The sequence below is a fragment of the Arthrobacter gyeryongensis genome (assembly GCF_039543785.1).
GTDB classification, from domain to species: Bacteria; Actinomycetota; Actinomycetes; order Actinomycetales; family Micrococcaceae; genus Arthrobacter; species Arthrobacter gyeryongensis.
On sequence record NZ_BAABKK010000032.1, the window covers coordinates 19,508 to 35,991 of the forward strand.

General features: G+C 63.9%; 13 protein-coding genes and 1 tRNA gene. 8 read left to right on the top strand and 6 right to left on the bottom strand.

Annotated elements, in window-relative coordinates; all coding sequences use genetic code 11:
• Window positions 1-178: 178 nt before the first annotated feature.
• On the bottom strand, window positions 179-2,740 hold the full coding sequence (gene pcrA / locus ABEA18_RS20690; protein WP_345452341.1) for a DNA helicase PcrA: 2,562 nt from the start codon (window positions 2,738-2,740) through the stop codon (window positions 179-181).
• 96 nt (window positions 2,741-2,836) lie between these two features.
• Window positions 2,837-3,679 (bottom strand): inositol monophosphatase family protein, encoded by an 843-nt coding sequence (locus tag ABEA18_RS20695; protein ID WP_345452343.1) that lies wholly within the window; start codon window positions 3,677-3,679, stop codon window positions 2,837-2,839.
• A 33-nt stretch (window positions 3,680-3,712) separates the two neighbouring features.
• Here ABEA18_RS20695 and ABEA18_RS20700 point away from each other — a divergent pair, with 33 nt between their 5' ends.
• The gene (locus tag ABEA18_RS20700) at window positions 3,713-4,342 is read left to right on the top strand and encodes a hypothetical protein (RefSeq protein ID WP_345452345.1); all 630 of its coding nucleotides are present in this window, start codon (window positions 3,713-3,715) and stop codon (window positions 4,340-4,342) included.
• Between the two features lie 38 nt (window positions 4,343-4,380).
• On the opposite strand, the gene ABEA18_RS20705 is transcribed toward ABEA18_RS20700, so the two are convergent.
• Entirely contained in the window at window positions 4,381-5,418 is a 1,038-nt protein-coding gene (locus ABEA18_RS20705; protein WP_345452347.1) for a hypothetical protein, read from the bottom strand.
• A gap of 171 nt (window positions 5,419-5,589) precedes the next feature.
• Here ABEA18_RS20705 and ABEA18_RS20710 point away from each other — a divergent pair, with 171 nt between their 5' ends.
• Entirely contained in the window at window positions 5,590-5,874 is a 285-nt protein-coding gene (locus ABEA18_RS20710) for a hypothetical protein (protein ID WP_345452349.1), read from the top strand.
• A gap of 76 nt (window positions 5,875-5,950) precedes the next feature.
• Here the strand turns inward: ABEA18_RS20710 and ABEA18_RS20715 are convergent, their stop codons facing one another.
• From ABEA18_RS20715 to ABEA18_RS20725, 3 genes are all read right to left on the bottom strand, one after another.
• Entirely contained in the window at window positions 5,951-7,471 is a 1,521-nt protein-coding gene (locus tag ABEA18_RS20715; RefSeq protein WP_345452351.1) for a putative bifunctional diguanylate cyclase/phosphodiesterase, read from the bottom strand.
• The gene (locus tag ABEA18_RS20720) at window positions 7,461-7,907 is read right to left on the bottom strand and encodes a DUF7793 family protein (protein WP_345452354.1); all 447 of its coding nucleotides are present in this window, start codon (window positions 7,905-7,907) and stop codon (window positions 7,461-7,463) included. The genes ABEA18_RS20715 and ABEA18_RS20720 overlap by 11 nt, the downstream gene beginning before the upstream one ends.
• A 277-nt stretch (window positions 7,908-8,184) precedes the next feature.
• Window positions 8,185-8,949: a DUF998 domain-containing protein gene (locus ABEA18_RS20725; protein ID WP_345452356.1), complete on the bottom strand. Its 765-nt coding sequence runs from the start codon at window positions 8,947-8,949 to the stop codon at window positions 8,185-8,187.
• A 157-nt stretch (window positions 8,950-9,106) separates the two neighbouring features.
• Between ABEA18_RS20725 and ABEA18_RS20730 the strand changes: the two genes are divergently transcribed.
• The 6 genes from ABEA18_RS20730 to ABEA18_RS20755 all read left to right on the top strand — a co-directional run bounded on the left by ABEA18_RS20730 (window position 9,107) and on the right by ABEA18_RS20755 (window position 16,472).
• Window positions 9,107-9,179, top strand: a tRNA-Arg gene (locus tag ABEA18_RS20730).
• 1 nt (window position 9,180) lies between these two features.
• Window positions 9,181-9,636: a DUF6314 family protein gene (locus ABEA18_RS20735; protein ID WP_345452358.1), complete on the top strand. Its 456-nt coding sequence runs from the start codon at window positions 9,181-9,183 to the stop codon at window positions 9,634-9,636.
• Complete coding sequence (locus ABEA18_RS20740; protein WP_345452360.1) at window positions 9,633-10,049, top strand: NUDIX hydrolase; 417 nt, start codon at window positions 9,633-9,635, stop codon at window positions 10,047-10,049. The genes ABEA18_RS20735 and ABEA18_RS20740 overlap by 4 nt, the downstream gene beginning before the upstream one ends.
• Window positions 10,050-10,198: 149 nt before the next feature.
• A complete protein-coding gene (locus ABEA18_RS20745; RefSeq protein WP_345452362.1) occupies window positions 10,199-12,232 on the top strand; it encodes a glycosyltransferase family 2 protein in 2,034 nt (677 codons plus the stop codon).
• Window positions 12,229-15,543 carry a PAS domain-containing hybrid sensor histidine kinase/response regulator gene (locus ABEA18_RS20750; RefSeq protein WP_345452364.1) on the top strand — a complete coding sequence of 1,105 codons (3,315 nt, stop codon included), beginning with the start codon at window positions 12,229-12,231 and terminating at the stop codon, window positions 15,541-15,543. Before ABEA18_RS20745 ends, ABEA18_RS20750 begins: the two co-directional genes overlap by 4 nt.
• Window positions 15,540-16,472, top strand: a complete 933-nt coding sequence (locus ABEA18_RS20755) for a GGDEF domain-containing response regulator (RefSeq protein ID WP_345452365.1) — start codon at window positions 15,540-15,542, stop codon at window positions 16,470-16,472. Before ABEA18_RS20750 ends, ABEA18_RS20755 begins: the two co-directional genes overlap by 4 nt.
• Window positions 16,473-16,484: the final 12 nt, after the last annotated feature.

Below are 16,484 nucleotides of genomic sequence, written 5' to 3' on the forward strand. Positions count from 1 at the left end.
GGTCACATTGCGCAAGTTCCTCTCGAACTTTAGCCCCCCGGGGAGGCCAGCCGGTTCTACAGTACCTGTTAAGTGAGTAAGCACACAGTTCTATCGACCGTAGAAAAACCGCTATATGGCGCGGTTTTCCGGCGCGCCAGGCCGCCCTCATGCCGGGACGACAGGCCGCCGGGAGCGGCTAGGAATCCAGTTTGGTCAGCGGCGCGTAACGCAGCAGCAACCGTTTCTCGCCGACGTCGAACTTCACCTTTGCCACGGTCTTGTCACCGGCGCCTTCGATGCCGATCACGGTGCCGTTGCCGAAGCTCGTGTGGTTCACTTTGTCCCCCACGACGACGGCGACCACTTCCTTTTGCGGCTGGACACGGTTGCGTACGACGGCGGCCGGCACGTCGGCGTTGAAGCCCGCCGTGCCGCTGGCGGCAGCGCCGCGCGACGTTCCGGCACCCCAGAAGGAGCCGCCGTAACGCCCGGAGCCGATTGGGGCGTTACCCCAGCCGCTCACTTGGCGGGAGGTGCCTTCGCGCTTCCACTCCACCAGGCCGGTGGGGATCTCCTCGAGGAATTGGCTGGCGGGGTTGTATTGGCTCTGGCCCCACATGCTACGGACCTCCGAACGGGTCACGTAAAGGCGCTTCCGTGCACGGGTGAGGCCCACATAGGCCAGGCGACGCTCCTCCGCCAGTTCTTTGGGATCCGTTGCGGACCGCTGGTGCGGGAACAGCCCGTGTTCCATGCCAGTGAGGAAGACGACGGGGAATTCCAAGCCCTTGGCCGTGTGGAGGGTCATGAGCGTGACCACGCCCATCCGCTTGGCCTCGGCCACGGCCGCGGCAGCATCCTCGGAAGATCCCTCCGGAGCGTCCGGGATCTGGTCGGCGTCGGCTACGAGGGAGACTTGCTCGAGGAATTCGCCCAGCGAGCCTTCTGGGTTGTCGCGCTCGTATTCCCGGACCACCGCCACCAGTTCGGCGAGGTTTTCCACGCGGGGTTCGTCTTGCGGATCGGTGCTGGCGCGGAGCCCGGCCAGGTAACCGGTCTGTTCCAGGACAGCTTCCAAAGCTGCCGCGGCCCCGGAACCCGAGGCCACTTCGGCCAGGTCATCCAGAAGCTTCACGAAGCCCAGGACCGCGTTCACGGAGCGGGTGGCCATGCCGGGAGCCTGGTCCGCCTTGCGTGCCGCGGTCATGAACGACGTGCGTTCGCGTTCGGCGAGCGCCGCCACGGCACCTTCGGCACGATCGCCGATTCCCCGCTTGGGTTCGTTGAGGACGCGGCGCAGATTGACGTCGTCGTCCGGGTTCACCAGGACGCGAAGGTACGCGAGGGCGTCCTTGATTTCCTTGCGCTCGTAGAAGCGGGTGCCGCCCACCACTTTGTACGGCAGGCCGACGCGGACGAGGACGTCTTCAATGGAGCGGGATTGGGCGTTGGTGCGGTAGAAGATGGCGACGTCTCCCGGACGCAGGCCTTCCTCGTCCTGGAGCCGGTCGATCTCCTTGGCGATGAACTGGGCTTCGTCGTGCTCGTTCTCCCCCACGTAGCCGATGATCTTTTCGCCGTCGCCTTCGGCCGTCCAGAGTTTCTTGTCCGGGCGGTTGGGGTTGCGCGAAATAACCGAGTTCGCCGCGCTCAGGATGTTCTGGGTGGAGCGGTAGTTCTGCTCCAACTTGATGGTGCGGGCTTCCGGGTAGTCCTTCTCGAATTCGACGATGTTGCGGATGTCCGCCCCGCGGAAGGCGTAGATGGATTGGTCGGAGTCCCCGACGACGGTCAGCTCGCTCGCCTGCGGACCCTCGCCGACTATTTCGCGGACCAATGCGTACTGGGCGTGGTTGGTGTCCTGGTATTCGTCCACGAGTACGTGGCGGAACCGACGTCGGTAGGACTCCGCGAGCGCAGGGAAGGCCCGGAACATGTACACGGTCTGCGCGATGAGGTCGTCGAAGTCCATGGCATTGGCCTGGCGCAAGCGCTGTGTGTAGCCCTTGAAGACCTCGGCCACGGCCTGTTCGAAGGGTTCGTTGTAATTGGCACTGGAGGCGAACGCGTCGTCGTCGATGAGCTCGTTCTTGAGGGCCGAGATCTTGTGCTGAATGGCTTTGGGGGCGAACTTCTTGGGGTCAAGGTCCAAGTTCTTCGCTACGAGGGTGATGAGCCGCAGGGAGTCCGCGGAGTCGTAGATGGAGAAATTGGAGTTCAGTCCCACGTTGGCGGCTTCGCGGCGCAGGATGCGCACACAGGAGGAGTGGAACGTGGAGATCCACATCGACTTGGCGCGTGCACCCACCAGCGCTTCGATGCGCTCCCGCATTTCCGCGGCCGCCTTGTTGGTGAAGGTAATGGCCAGGATCTCGCCGTGGTGCGCCCGCCTGGTGGCTATCAGGTACGCAATGCGGTTCGACAGCACGCGGGTCTTGCCTGACCCTGCACCGGCGACGATCAGCAAAGGGCTGCCGGCATGTTTGACGGCTTCCTCCTGCTGGGGGTTCAACCCTTCGAGCAATGCCTCCGCAGACGGCAAGCCCGCGTGGCCCCCGTCTTGCCCACCGCCGGGCGAGCCACCCCAAGACACACCGCCACCTGACGCAGAGTCGCTAGGCGCAGAGCCGCCCGGCGCATTACCACCCTGCGCAGGGCCGCTTCCGGCGCGTGAAAGCATGGCCGGAGCGGCCTTGGTGGCAGCTTGGCTTGCAGCTTTGAAGGGGCCATCCGCGTACGGGTCAAACAACATATCCATGGTGTTTACCAGTCTAGGCGGTGGCTCTGACACCGAATGTCCGGATGCCTCCCAGGATGAGGTCGCCCCACTCCTCCAACCAAGGACAGCGCATGCTCAAGCGAATTGCGGCACCGAGGTGAGCGCCGCACGCAACTCGCGGACCGCCGTCGGGCCTCCCGCGAGGAACCAGTCCAGGCCGTTGACGCGCACGACGTCGGTGTCCCCGCCTGCCGCGCGGACGATCGCCTTGCCGGGGAGCCAGTCCCACTCGGGGCAGCTGTGCTGGAACCAGCAGCCCAGTTCGCCGTCGGCCACCCGGCCGAGATCGCAGGAGCCGGAACCGAACATGCGCAATGACGCTGCGGACACCGCTGCAGCGTGCCAGGGCATGGCGGCGCGGGGATCGGCCAGCCAGGTGGGGTGGATGTAGGTCGCGGCACCGAGTTGACTGAGGGCAGCGCCCGACGGCCCCGGGATCCGTTCGTCGTTGAGGGTGGCGGGGTGGCCTTCGCCGCCGGTCCAGAGCTTGTCCAACTCCGGTTGATAGATAGCCCCGAGGATCACGTCCGCATCCGAGGCGACCCCATGTGTGGCCGGACGGTCGTGCTTCAAGGCGATCGCCGAGCACCAATAGGTGGAGCCGTGCAGGAAATTGTAGGTACCGTCCACGGGATCGATCACCCAGGTGCGGCCGCTGTTTCCTGCCACCGAGCTTCCTTCTTCACCCAGGATGCCGTCGTCCGGCCGGCAACGGCGCAGTTGCTCAAGGACGTAGGCCTCAGCCGCATGGTCCGCGGCGGTCACCACGTCAGAAACGGAAGTCTTCCGTTCCCCTTGCAACCCGCCCATCCGCATCAGCAGGGCAAGCTGCCCGGCTTCCCGGACCAGGGCCGCAGCGAGTTCGTAGTCGTCGAGCGATGGATCAAGTTCTGTGGCGGAGTGCCTGCCAGTGGTCATGGGTCCAGCTTATGTGGCGGGATAATGAATGACATGGCCAAGACCCCAGCCCAACGCATCAAAAAGCACGGCGCCAACGCCGCTGTTCCCCAGCACCACTTGCCGTCGGTGATCAATCCCACCACCCAGCGGTCCCCGGAGAAGGCGCAGAACAACGGGCGCCTCATCGTGATTGCCGGGGTTGTGGCCAGCCTTTTCCTGTTCTGGTACGTGCATCTGCTGACCCTGAACCAGATGACCCAGTTGTCCGGCGGTATGTCCATGCCCGATTCCCTCATCGGCGGGTTCTCTACCGACTACGTCCATCAATTGCATGGCGCCATGACGGACGACGCCCGCGGACAGCTCAGCTACATCCACAAAACCGCCGGAACCCTGTTTCCGCTGATCTTCGGCTTCACCTGGCTTCTGCTCATCGGCACCAATGTGGCCGGAAAGGCACTGCGCCGGGCCCTGTGGGCAGCTCCGCTGCTGTTCGCAGTGGTCCGTTTGTGGAGCAACGTGGCGGTTGACGCTGCGCTCGGATCTGCAACGCCCGACGCCGGCCAGGTGGCTTTGGCTTCCACGCTCACCGTTGTGGGCTGGGTACTGTTCCTGCTGAGCCTCTTGGCTGGCGGCGCGGCTGTGTTACTTGGCCGGCGGCGTTCCAAGAAGAGCGCCTGACTGGGCCAACGCCCTTTAGGCGCGACTCCAGATCAGAATCAGTCTTCCGAATCGGGCCCCGGAGCGAGCATCTCCCGCGCTTGGAGGGCACGCTGGTGCGCACCGGCTTTGTCGAAGCGATCGGCCGCTTCGATCAAGCTTTCCTTCGCCGCCTGAGTGCTCCCGGTATCGGCTTGGGCGCGCGCCAGCAAAAGGAATATCTCTCCGGCGATCTGCGAAGGCAACTGGTCGGCACTGCCACTGATTTCGTCCAGCAGCTCAAGTGCCGCCTTGGCGTCTCCTGCCAGGTAGTTCCAATGAGCGCGGTTGAGGCGAAGCAGGAGAATCTCCTCTTCGCTGCCCCCGACGACGTCCGTGGCAAGTTCGGCACGCTCAATGCACCGCAGTGTGGCGGCATCTGCCACTTCCGCCGCCAGCCTCATCGCCGCCGACGCCTTGTTGAACTTGGCCCAGACATCAAGGTTCCGGGAAGGGGAAAAGGTTTCCGCGGCGAGCTCGTGGTACTGGAGGCCCTCAGCTACCTTGTCGCAAAGGAACGCCACATTGCCAATGACCCAGTACGCCTTGCCGGCCAACTGGTCATCCATTTCATCGGAGATTCTTTCCGAGAGGGACAGGCACTCCTCCCATGCCTCCTCGAGTTTTCCTGACTCGCCAAACGCCGCGATCAGTGCCTGCCGTGCGTGGACGTCAATTTCCATGTCCGCGTCATCATCGACCAGGCCGACGGCCGACGCCGCGGCCGCCGTCGCCAGCTCCAAAAGTCCTTCGCTCCGCAGGGAGTTTGCCATCAAAATGAGTGCCCGGGCCTTGTGCTGGGGCGAGCCTACAGCCAACGATGCCTCGGAAAGGGATCTCGCCAGGGCCGTGCACTCAGCGAAGTCACCGGCGTCGAGAAGGTTCTCGGCTTGAAGGAAAGTCATGTTCCACCACCCCGTGGAATCACCCTCGCCGCGGGCAATGTCGGCGGCCGAACGCGCGCCATCGGCAGCCTTGGTGAACTCGTGGCTGGCCCTGTGTCCCCTCGCCTCAAGCTCCACGGCAGCGTATGACGGCGCAACCTTCTTTTCTCGCATAGCTCCATTATGTCCCTGAGACACTTCGCCAAAACGCGGTCCGGCAATTAGCACGATTTTGAGAGATATGGACAATGCATTGATGACACGGCGTGTCGTTACTCTTATAATGAGCGTGCTTCACTTCGTTCACTCCAGTCGCTTCAGTCACAAAACATCAGGAGCTTTCGCATGAAAAGAACTCTCGCCGCGCTCCTCGCGGCAGCAGCAATCTTGCTCGCAGGAATTACCGGCTCGGCAGCGGTGTCCGCCAGCAGCCAGAGCCCCTCGCAGGATTCGTCCATAGCCATTGGCTGGTGGCCGAACTTCGCACAGGATTCAGCCCAGGCCATCGGCTGGTGGCCCAACGCCGCCACCCAGGGTTCGCCTGAGGCCATCGGCTGGTGGCCCAACGCCGCCACCCAGGGTTCACCCCAGGCCATCGGCTGGTGGCCGAACTCCACCCCGTCCGACTAGCTACAACTGAAAGGCACCGGACCTAAGGTCCGGTGCCTTTCCGTTACCTGTCTTCCATTACCGGGAAGAGGCATGCTCACGTGCCTCGCAACAGTTCCGCGAATTTATCCGCTGCCATGGGCCGGCCAAAGTAGTACCCCTGGCCACTGGCGCAGCCCAGTCGAGCAAGCTCAGCCGCCTGCTCTGCCGTTTCGATGCCCTCGGCAACAGCCTGCATTCCGCACGCATGAATGAGCTGGAGAACGGCCGCCACAAAGTTCCGTTCCTTGTCGTCCTTGCCCAGGCCCTGGATGAGGGAGCGGTCGATCTTGACCACGTTGACGGGAAGGCTGCGCAGGTAGCTAATGGACGAATAACCGGTGCCGAAGTCGTCGATTTCCAAACGGATACCGAGACGCCGGAGCCCGGTCAGAGAGTATCTGTCGATGTCGCTGCCGTTCACCGCCATCGATTCCGTCAACTCGATGACCAGCTTGGATGCCTCCACTCCGGTTTCGGCGAGCACTTCCCGCACATGCTCGATCAAGTCCAGGCTTTGCAGTTCGGTTGTCGAGATATTGACTCGCATGCTGAAATCTTCATCCACGCCCGGGCCGTCCTGCCACGCGCGCAATTGCTGCATTGCCCGCCGAAGAACCCAATAGCCGAGATCGATGATGATGCCGGTTTCCTCGGCCAGGGGGATGAACGCATCCGGCATCAACAATCCCCTCTCGGGGTGGTTCCACCGCACCAAAGCTTCTGCGCCCTCGATCCGGCCCGAGGCCAACTCGACAACAGGCTGGAAATGGAGAATCAGCTGATCTGTCCGGATGGCTTCACGAAGTTCCGAGATCATGAGTCCTTGGAGCCGGCGCGCGTACAACAAAGCCGGTTCGAAAACCCTGACGCTGCTCCCCTGCTCCGCCTTTGCCGCATACATGGCGGTATCGGCTTCCATCACGAGGTCGTCCACGGACTGTCCTGGCTCGGCGACCCGGAGCCCGATGCTGGTTCCACAGATGATCCGGACTTCACCGATGTCGATGCTCTCCCCCACGGCTCGAAGGATCCGCTTGGCAACCCCGCGTGCATGCGCCGCATTGGATTTGGGCAGCATGACGGCAAATTCGTCCCCGCCTAGCCTGGCCACCATGTCCGTGTCGCGGACCGCGGCGAGCAGGCGCCTGGCAGTGACCTTCAAGACGGTGTCCCCTGCGCCGTGCCCCAAGGTGTCGTTGATCCCCTTGAATGAGTTCAGGTCCAAAACGAGCAAGGCCGGGGGGAGTTCGCCGCGCTCCGATTCGACAAGTTCATGGCTCAGCGCCCTTTCGAGTGCCGTGCGGTTGGCCAACTGGGTCAGCGGATCAGTGAGCGCCATCCTTTCGAGTTCGATTTGGGCCTCGCGCAGCATGGCGGTTCGGCTTTCGACCCGTTCCTCGAGTTCCTGGTAGATGGCTTGAAGATCGTCCGCCATGAGGTTGATCCCGGTAATGACAGCAGCCACTTCGTCCCGCGGGCCGGAGACCGGGATCCTGGTGCTGAGGTCGCCGTCCGCAATCCGGACTACCCCTTCGACAAGGGCAAGGAGTCGCGGGTCCTGGGGCTCATGAGCCACGGTGGTGCTCTCTCAACCAGTCGCGGGCTTCCGCCTCGGAAGTGAAGAACCGCGCCGGAACTGAGTCCGACCTCGAACGCAGGAGGTAATGTGCGATCACCCGATCCACGGGACTCTCGCCCAGCAGGGCACATGCCGAAACAACCACGGAATTCGTGTAGGTCAGGCGCGCGTCGTTCGTGACGGACAATACGCCGGTCACGGTGAGCAGCAGCGGCAGCCGCCGTCCATCCGCAAAAGCACGGACGGCCGCGGCGGCAGCCTGGGCTTCCGGTGAACGGACCACAGTGTTGGGCGGCAGAATGACCTCAACAATGCCGTCTTCCGACAAATCGACGGTGATCTGTTCCGGAACATCGAAAACTGGTTCCGTGGAAGTATTCAAGGCATCATCGGGGAGCGTGGAATCCCGGGCGGGCAGTGTCTGGGCGCTCATCGCTGCGTCGCCTGCCGGCGTCGGACGATCGGACCGTAAGAGTCCCGAAGGGCGCAACCCGTGAACCCGGAAGCTGCCCTTACGGGGAATATTTCGCCTGCGTGTCCCGGACGACGCAGAACAAGCTGATGAGTCATGGGTCCTATGTTCTGCTGTGTCGGTCAATCTAATCTGCGCCAAGACTGCGTGGAACCCCCAGCCCGGCGCCATTCCGGTGGGTGCACTCATGATAATGCAAAGACTACCCACCCGCTGACATGAGGCTACCTGCGAAAACTCAGCGTTTTGCAAGCCGCGCCGCCGTCCGCCGTACTTGCCGGACCCTTTGCGCCACCACTAGCCCCGCAGCGGAAAATCCGATCGTCACCGGATAGGCCATCAGGCGTTCCAGGGTTCCAGGCTCGGGGACATCCATCCGTGTCAGGCCGCCGACCACGAGGGCGCCCAGTGTCAACGTTCCGCACGCCACGATGAACCAGCTCACAGGGGTATGCGGCAGCCAAAGCAGTCCCAGGAGCAACAGGGCGGATGCTCCACCGATGAAGAACATGAGGGCACCCACAAGATGGAAGGGAGACCCAAGGTCTTCCGGCACGAAACCAACAACCACGGTTCCCAGCCCGGAGATACCCGCCAGGACCCGGACCGCGACGGCGGTTTGCCTCGCTTTGCGGTAGGTGGCACCTTGCAGGATCCGCACGCCGGGTCGGGCCGCGATGCACAGGAGCGTCGAACTCAGCAGCAGCGCCCCGAAAAGCATGCCCAGGCCCTGCACCACAAACGAGGCATTCATGAGCAGATGCAGGGGCGAGCAGACATCGCGGTGCTCGTAGATCCCGCATTTGAGCGCGCCAAGGTCGCTGATGAAACCGGTCCGGCGATCGTAGGGTTCGGGTCCCCGCCAGCCTTCGATCACCGCCGATTCGGCAACGAAATACTGCACCACGCTCAACTGGGCCCAGCCGCCGATGTTCGAGCGGATGGTGCCCAGCTCCGGGAGGTGGTCGCCGTGGGCGGCCGCCACCGTCATCTGCTCTCTCATGCGGGCCAGCCTAGCGCCGGCGCAACCATGCGCAGCTCCTCCCTCGTTGCGGGCAGACTGTGTCGCCGGCCTCGGTGTTCGAGGGCCGCCCCGGCAGCTTGTATGCTTGTATGCGTGCCCGGCCAGCGGCTCCCCGGAGCTTCCAGCACGTGCACAGGCCCTCGTAGCTCAGTGGATAGAGCACGGCTCTCCTAAAGCCGGTGTCGTTGGTTCGATTCCAATCGAGGGCACTTGAAAGACCAGCTGCGCGAATCGTCTCCGACGCAAGACCTGCGGGCCTACCTGCTGGGCGGCTGGACCGTGGAACGGTCCCTGTGGGACCGGGCGAGCGGCACCCGCGGTAGGTTTGCCGGCGTCGTGCGCTATTCAGGAACGCCCGACGGCGGCCTCCTCCTTCGCGAAGACGGCACCATGACCTGGCCCACCCACACAGGCCCGGCCTTCCGCGAATACCTTCTGCGGCCCTCCGACTCTCCCGCCGCAATGGACGTCTACTTCCCGGACGGGAAACCATTCCACCGCATGAGCTTCCGTGACCACGCCAACGAGGACAGCCACTGGTGCGATCCCGATGACTACAAAGTCAACTACCGCTGGGACGGGCCGGATGCCTTCAGCTTCGCCTGGGACGTCCACGGACCGGCCAAGGATTTGCTGCTCGAATCACGGCTAAGGAGAGAGCAATGACCCGCAACAGTCCATCCAAGGACCTGATAGTCGTCAGCGCTGTCTGCGTATACGACGACGCCGGACGGCTGCTGACGGTGCGAAAGCGTGGCACGGACAAGTTCATGCACCCGGGCGGCAAGCCCGAACCGGGTGAAACCGCGGCGGAGACGGCATCCCGTGAGCTGGCCGAGGAGGTCGGAATCGACGTCGACCCGGCCGATCTGAAGCCTTTGGGGAGCTGGCTCGCAGTCGCCGCCAACGAGGCCGCGACGGACATCGAGGCTACCGTCTTCACCGCACCGGGCACGTGGGATGCCCATCCTTCCGCCGAGATCGCAGAGATCCGCTGGTTGGATCTCACTGCTGAACTTCCGGACGATTTGGCTCCACTCCTGACGGACCACGTCCTGCCCCTGCTCGCGAAAAAGTAGGCGTGCCCGCGCCGGGGCAACACTGCGAGTGACAGGGCCCTGAACTTCCCTGTTTTCCCATGAAAATCCGGTGAGAACTGGCTATAGTGATCGCACAGTTTGTTTTAACTCGATACAGGCTGCATTGTCTGATCCAGCTGGGGGATCGCATGCAATCTCTTGAACAGCGCCGACGCGCCTGGGGAGACGTCGGCGGGGCGTCCGGCGCGGGAGTCCGCCGTGAACCGACGCAGTTCCGTGACACTCCTAAGGAGGTCAAGGCCTACTCGACGGCGGGAATGGCCGGCTGGGCGGCGCAACTGGGTTCTCCCGCGCCCGAGGCTCCGCGTTCCCGCAGAATGGCCAGGACCGGTGGGATAGCTGCGATCGCTGCGTTGTTGCTCTACCTGACGTGGCGGATCGCATTTACCATGCCGCTTGGAGGCGGGGATCTTGTCATCGCGTGGACGCTGGTGACGTTTGAAGCCGTTCCGCTCACGGGGCTCGTGCTGAAGTCCATCACGCTGTGGAACATCGACTGTTATGCGCCGGAGCCGGTTGCCGAAGCACCCAATGGCATGAGGGTCGCGGTGTTGATCCCCACGTACAACGAACCCGTTGAGGTCCTCGCCCCCACGATCGCTGCCGCCTGCGACCTTCAGCCGAGGCACGAAACGTGGGTGCTGGATGACGGAAGGCGCCCGTGGGTTGCGGAGATGTGCGCATCCTTCGGCGCCCGTGTTGTCACCCGCACCGAGCATGACCATGCCAAGGCGGGCAACATAAACCACGCACTGGAGCTCATGGCCGCCGAGGAAGCGGCCGGCAAGGACGCAATAGACATCATCGCCGTCCTGGACTGCGACCACGTACCGCTGCCGACATTCCTGACCGCCACCTTGGGATGGTTCGCCGATGAGGAAGTCGCCCTGATCCAGGGGCCGCAGGCGTTCTACAATTCTGGAGCCTTCGACGACGACGGCATCTCAGGCGAACAGGGTTTGTTCTTCAACGTCCTGATGCCTTCGCGCAACGTTCCCGGCGCTGGGCCGTTCTGGTGCGGCTCAACCTCGCTGCTCCGGATCAAGGCCCTTCGCGAAGTAGGCGGAGTGGCCACCGAAACGATCACCGAGGACATGCACACGACCCTCAAGCTCATCCGCCTCGGATGGAAGACCGTCTACCACCACCAGACCCTGGCTGTGGGGCTGGCCCCGGCGACCGCGGATCAATACCTGCTGCAGCGCCGACGCTGGGGCATGGGCGCGATGCAGATCCTGACTTACGAGCGCCTCTGGGCGGCCAAGAGCTGGATGACCTGGCGAAACTTCCACGAATACATCAACGGAACTCTATGGTGGCTGGAGGGCATTGCCACGTTGATTGCCTTTATCATTCCCATGGCGGTCATGGTCTCGGGCGCCCAGACCTCCACTGCCGGGCCGGTGGAGTTCACCCTTGCCTTCGCAGCCATGTTCTGGGTCCGTTTGTGGGGCGCCAAGAGACTCATGCGCCACCAGATCCACTGGCCGACGGCGTTCGCCCTGCGGATTTTCCGGGTTCCGGTGGGGATGGCTTGCCTTTGGTGGCTCGTTTCCCGGAAGTCTTTGGAGTTTCAAGTCACCCCTAAAGGGGCTGCGGAACTTCGACTCCGCGGACGGGCCCCGTGGATCCTCATTGTGCTGATCGTCATCGTGGCCGCGATTATTCTCTATGCGACCGCCGGAGTCCTGGGTTGGGTGCCTTGGCGGACAAGTCCGGGCTCCACGATTGCCGCGGGCGTCTGGCTGGTCCTGGCCGGGGTGGTCTTGGTGCTGGGGACGCTCCGGATCAGGGCCGCCGAATTCGCCACATCACGCAGGAGCGCCCACAGGGTCACCATCAAGGTACCTGTCACGGTTGCCGGGATCCCCGGCCAACTGTTCGACATTTCCATGGGAGGCGCCGCAGTCCGGGTCGGGGCGGACGCGCTGCCGGAATCAGGCCGCGTCCTCTTGGAACTCCCGGGTGCCGCAGCGATTTCCCTGGATATCGTCCGGGTCTGGTCGAGTTCGAAGGGAGAGTACACGGCGTCGCTACGGGTTCGCGACCGGGACTGGGAAGCGTATCGCAGGCTCGCACTCTGGCTGTTCCATACCCCCGATGATGTCCTGCCCGGCTTTCCCGCCGGGGTCCCTGCCGTTGCAACCCGCGAGTCGGCATGAGCGGCCACACCTTGCGAAAGCCCGCCTCGGCCTGGACGGTCGCCGCCACCGCGGTGGCCGTGGTCATCCTGGCGATGATCCTCGGCGCAAACCAAGGGACGTCTGCGGCGCAGTCCGTCGGGGATCTCGCGATCCTCGCCGCCGCGCTGCTCGCCACGCTTAGTTGTGCCAGGGCAGCACGGCGCAAAGACGAAAGCTCCCACGCTTGGTGGGTCATGGCCCTGGCCACGCTCGTGTGGACAACCGGCCAATCAATCTGGACCTTCTATGGGCTCACGCTGGACCATAACTACCCTTACCCGTCCATAGCCGACGCCGCTTTCGTCGGCTATTCGATCCCGGCCGCGATCGCTCTCTATTTGTTCCCTCGTCCCCGGGTTTCCAGGGTTGCTTTCCTGCGCGGGCTCTTGGATGCGGCAGTGATCGCCTCCGCCGTCCTTTTCATGAGCTGGGCCACCGTGCTCGGATCCATGTACAAGGCCGAAGGGCAGGACATCCTCGTCCATCTCACCGGCCTCGCTTATCCGGTTGCCGATATCGTGATGGTCTCCATTGTCCTCATGCTCACCATGCGGAGGGCACCCGGGGAGCGCCTCAGGTGGGTCTGCCTGGGCGGTGGGCTCCTCGTCCTGGCGATCACGGACAGTACCTACGTGGACCTGACCTCGGACGGCGTGACGGGGCTCACCGGAACTCCCCTGGCCGCCGGCTGGATCGCGGCGTTCCTTCTGATCGCCCTCGCCCCGCTGGTCCCCTACGCCCCGCGTCCCCGGACGGAGCAGCGCCTCTACACCCTCGCCTTGGAACTCCTCCCCTATGTTCCCGTCTTCGGTGCCGTCATGGTGGCGCCCATACGCGTCGGGCGCCCCGGCGACCCCTTCCTCCAGACCGTGGGACTCACCGTGTTGGCACTCGCCGTCACGCGCCAGATCCTCATGATCCTGGAGAACATCAACCTGACGCGGGATCTCGAATCCAAGGTTGCCCAGCGCACGGCGGAGCTCGAAGGCCTCGGGGCGATCGTCAACTCCTCGGCGGATGCCATCGTGGGAAAGACCCTTGACGGTGTCATCACCAGCTGGAATCCCGGAGCCGAACGGATCTACGGGTACGGCGCCGCGGAGGCAATCGGCAGGCATGTGTCCTTCATCATTCCCGCTGAACTTCAGGACGAGGAAAAGGAGCTCCTGGCGGCCATCAGGGCCGGTGGCGAAACCCACAGCTACGAAACAGCGCGGGTTCGCATCGACGGTTCCATCGTTCCGGTATCGCTGACAATGTCCCCGATCCGCGGCACCGGCGGCATCCATGGAGTCGCCACGATCGCCCAGGACATCACCGAACGCAGGATCGCCCAGGCCGAGTTGGTGACAGCCCGGGAAGCCGCCGAGGAAGCCAGCCGCTTGAAGTCCGAGTTCCTCGCGACAATGAGCCATGAGATCCGCACACCGATGAACGGCGTGATCGGGCTGACCGGATTGTTGCTGGACACCCCCTTGGAGGAAACCCAGCGCCAATATGCCGAGGGCGTCAAGGGCGCGGGCGAAGCCCTGCTGACCTTGATCAATGACATTCTTGACTTCTCGAAACTCGAAGCCGGCAAGGTCGATCTTGACCCCGCGCCCTTCAATCCACGCACCCTGGTGGAGGAACTCGCAGTCCTCCTCGCCGAAGCCGCACAGGCCAAAGGCCTCGAGCTGATCGCGTACTGCCGGCCGGAGGTTCCGGCGATGCTGATGGGCGACGCCGGCCGCATCAGGCAGATTCTCCTCAACCTCGCGTCGAACGCCGTGAAGTTCACGCCTTCCGGAGAGGTGGTCATCAGCGTGAAGGTCGTGGATCAGGAATCCGCGAACGTACGGGTACGCTTCGAGGTCCGGGACACCGGGATCGGGATCGAGGCGGCAGATCACCACAGGCTTTTCGAGTCGTTCTCCCAGGCCGACGCCTCCACCACCCGGCGGTACGGCGGAACCGGCCTTGGATTGGCGATCTCGCGGAGGCTTACCGAGGTGATGGGCGGCGAGATCGGGGTGGACAGCTCCTTGGGCAACGGCAGCACCTTCTGGGCCACCCTTCCCCTGGCGGTGAGCGGACCCGCCGCAACTCCGCCGTCGATCTCGCCCGACCAGCTCACGGGGCTCCGGGTCCTGGTAGTGGATGACAACTCGACCAACAGGCTGGTGCTCCAGGCACAATTGTCGGGCTGGCGGATGAATCCGGAGGCTGTCGGCGACGCCCAACAGGGCTTGGATCGTTGCCGCGAAGAGGCCGCCGCCGGACGTCCCTTCGACATTGCCGTGCTGGACATGTGCATGCCGGACATGAACGGCTTGGAGCTGGCACACCAGCTGAGCACCGACGCCGCGCTCGAGTCCACGCGGATCATCATGCTGACCTCCACGATGAATGTGGACAAAGCCGAACTCGTGGCCGCCGGGGTCCAGGAATGGTTGACGAAGCCCGTGCGGAGCTCCGAGTTCTACGACCGCCTCATGCGTCTCGTGGCGGCGCGCCCGCTCGCGGTTCCCGCGGTTTCTCCAGCAATCCCGGTGACCATCAGCCAGCCTTCGCGCGGCCGGATTTTGGTCGTCGAGGACAACGAGGTCAACCAGCTCGTAGCCCGCAGCATGGTGGCGAAGCTCGGGTACGAGGCCGACGTCGTAGCCGACGGCAGCGAAGCAGTTGCCGCTACTGCAGCCACCGAGTACGCCGCGGTCCTGATGGACTGCCATATGCCCGTCATGGACGGATTCGAGGCCACCAAGGCCATCCGGGCACGGAACGATGGCCGCAAGCGGCTCCCCGTCATTGCCATGACCGCAGGCGCCCTGGATGAGGACCGTGAGCGCTGCCTCGCGGCCGGCATGGACGACTATTTGACCAAACCGGTGGGCGTGGACAAATTGGAACGGGTTCTCTCGCGATGGATACCCGGAACTTCGAAGGAAAATACCGGGCCCGCCCTCGACCCCGCGAGGCTGGAAACGTTGCGTGATCTCGGCCCGTCAGACGGACTGGGATTGTTGCCTGCCGCGGCCCAAGCCTTCAGACAAGACATTCAACCTAGCCTGCAAGCACTCCGCCAGGCTTTGGACACCGGAAGCGGAGAGGCTTTCAGGCAAGTGACCCACAAATTGAAAGGCGCCGCAGCCAACATCGGAGCCGCCCGCGCGGCCGGGATGTGCGAGGAATTGGAACGCAGCTCATCAAGCGGCAAGACTGTCGATCCCGCGCTCCTGGCTGCCCTCGAAGCCGAACTTGCCCTCGTTGACAAAGCCTTGGACCACGCACTATCGGTGGCCTCGTGAAGGTCCTGGTGGCGGACGACGATTTCGGTTCTCGCCTCGTGGCGAAGGCGGCGGTGGAGCAGTCCGGCCATGAATGCATCGTGGCCGCGGACGGCAGCTCCGCCTGGGAGCTGTACAGGCAACACCGTCCGCAAGTCGTCGTGACTGACCTGATGATGCCCGGGCTCAACGGACTGGAGCTGTGCCGCGCCATCCGCAGCGCCGAAGAAGACTCCTACACCTACCTTGTCCTTGTCACCTCGAAGGATTCACGGGAAGACGTAGTCGCCGGCATGCAGGCCGGCGCTGATGACTACGTGGCCAAGCCGCTTGACCCGTTCGCCCTGCATACCCGGCTGTTGGTGGCACAAAGGGTGACTTCGCTGCATACGGATCTGGCCCGCTACCGTGCCGCGCTCGCGGAGCAAGCGCGCACCGATCCCCTGACGAAGCTCCACAATCGGCTGAAGCTCTCGGAGGACCTGGAACAGCTGCACCACGCAAGCGCCCGGTACGGCACCGACTACAGCCTGGCGATCTGCGACGTGGACAATTTCAAGAGATACAACGATCTTTACGGCCACCAGGCCGGTGACCTGGCCTTGCAGTCGGTCGCGGCCTCCCTTGCCGCCCAAGGGCGCGAAAGCGATGGAATCTACCGATTCGGCGGGGAAGAATTCCTCTTCCTGCTGCCCGGCCAGACGGTATCCGGCGCAGAGGCAAGGCTCGCACGCGCGCTGGAGGCCGTGCGGGACCTGGGCATCGCGCATTCAGGGAACCCCTCGGGCACCCTGACCCTGAGCGCCGGCCTCTCGGCCTTTGTCCCCGACCACCGGGTCAGCAGCGAACGGCTCCTCAAGGAAGCCGACATGGCGTTGTACACCGCCAAGTCCGCCGGCCGCAACCGCGTGGAAGTTGCGCCGGAAGTTCGCCAACACACCCGGAGCTGAGCGGCACCGCGC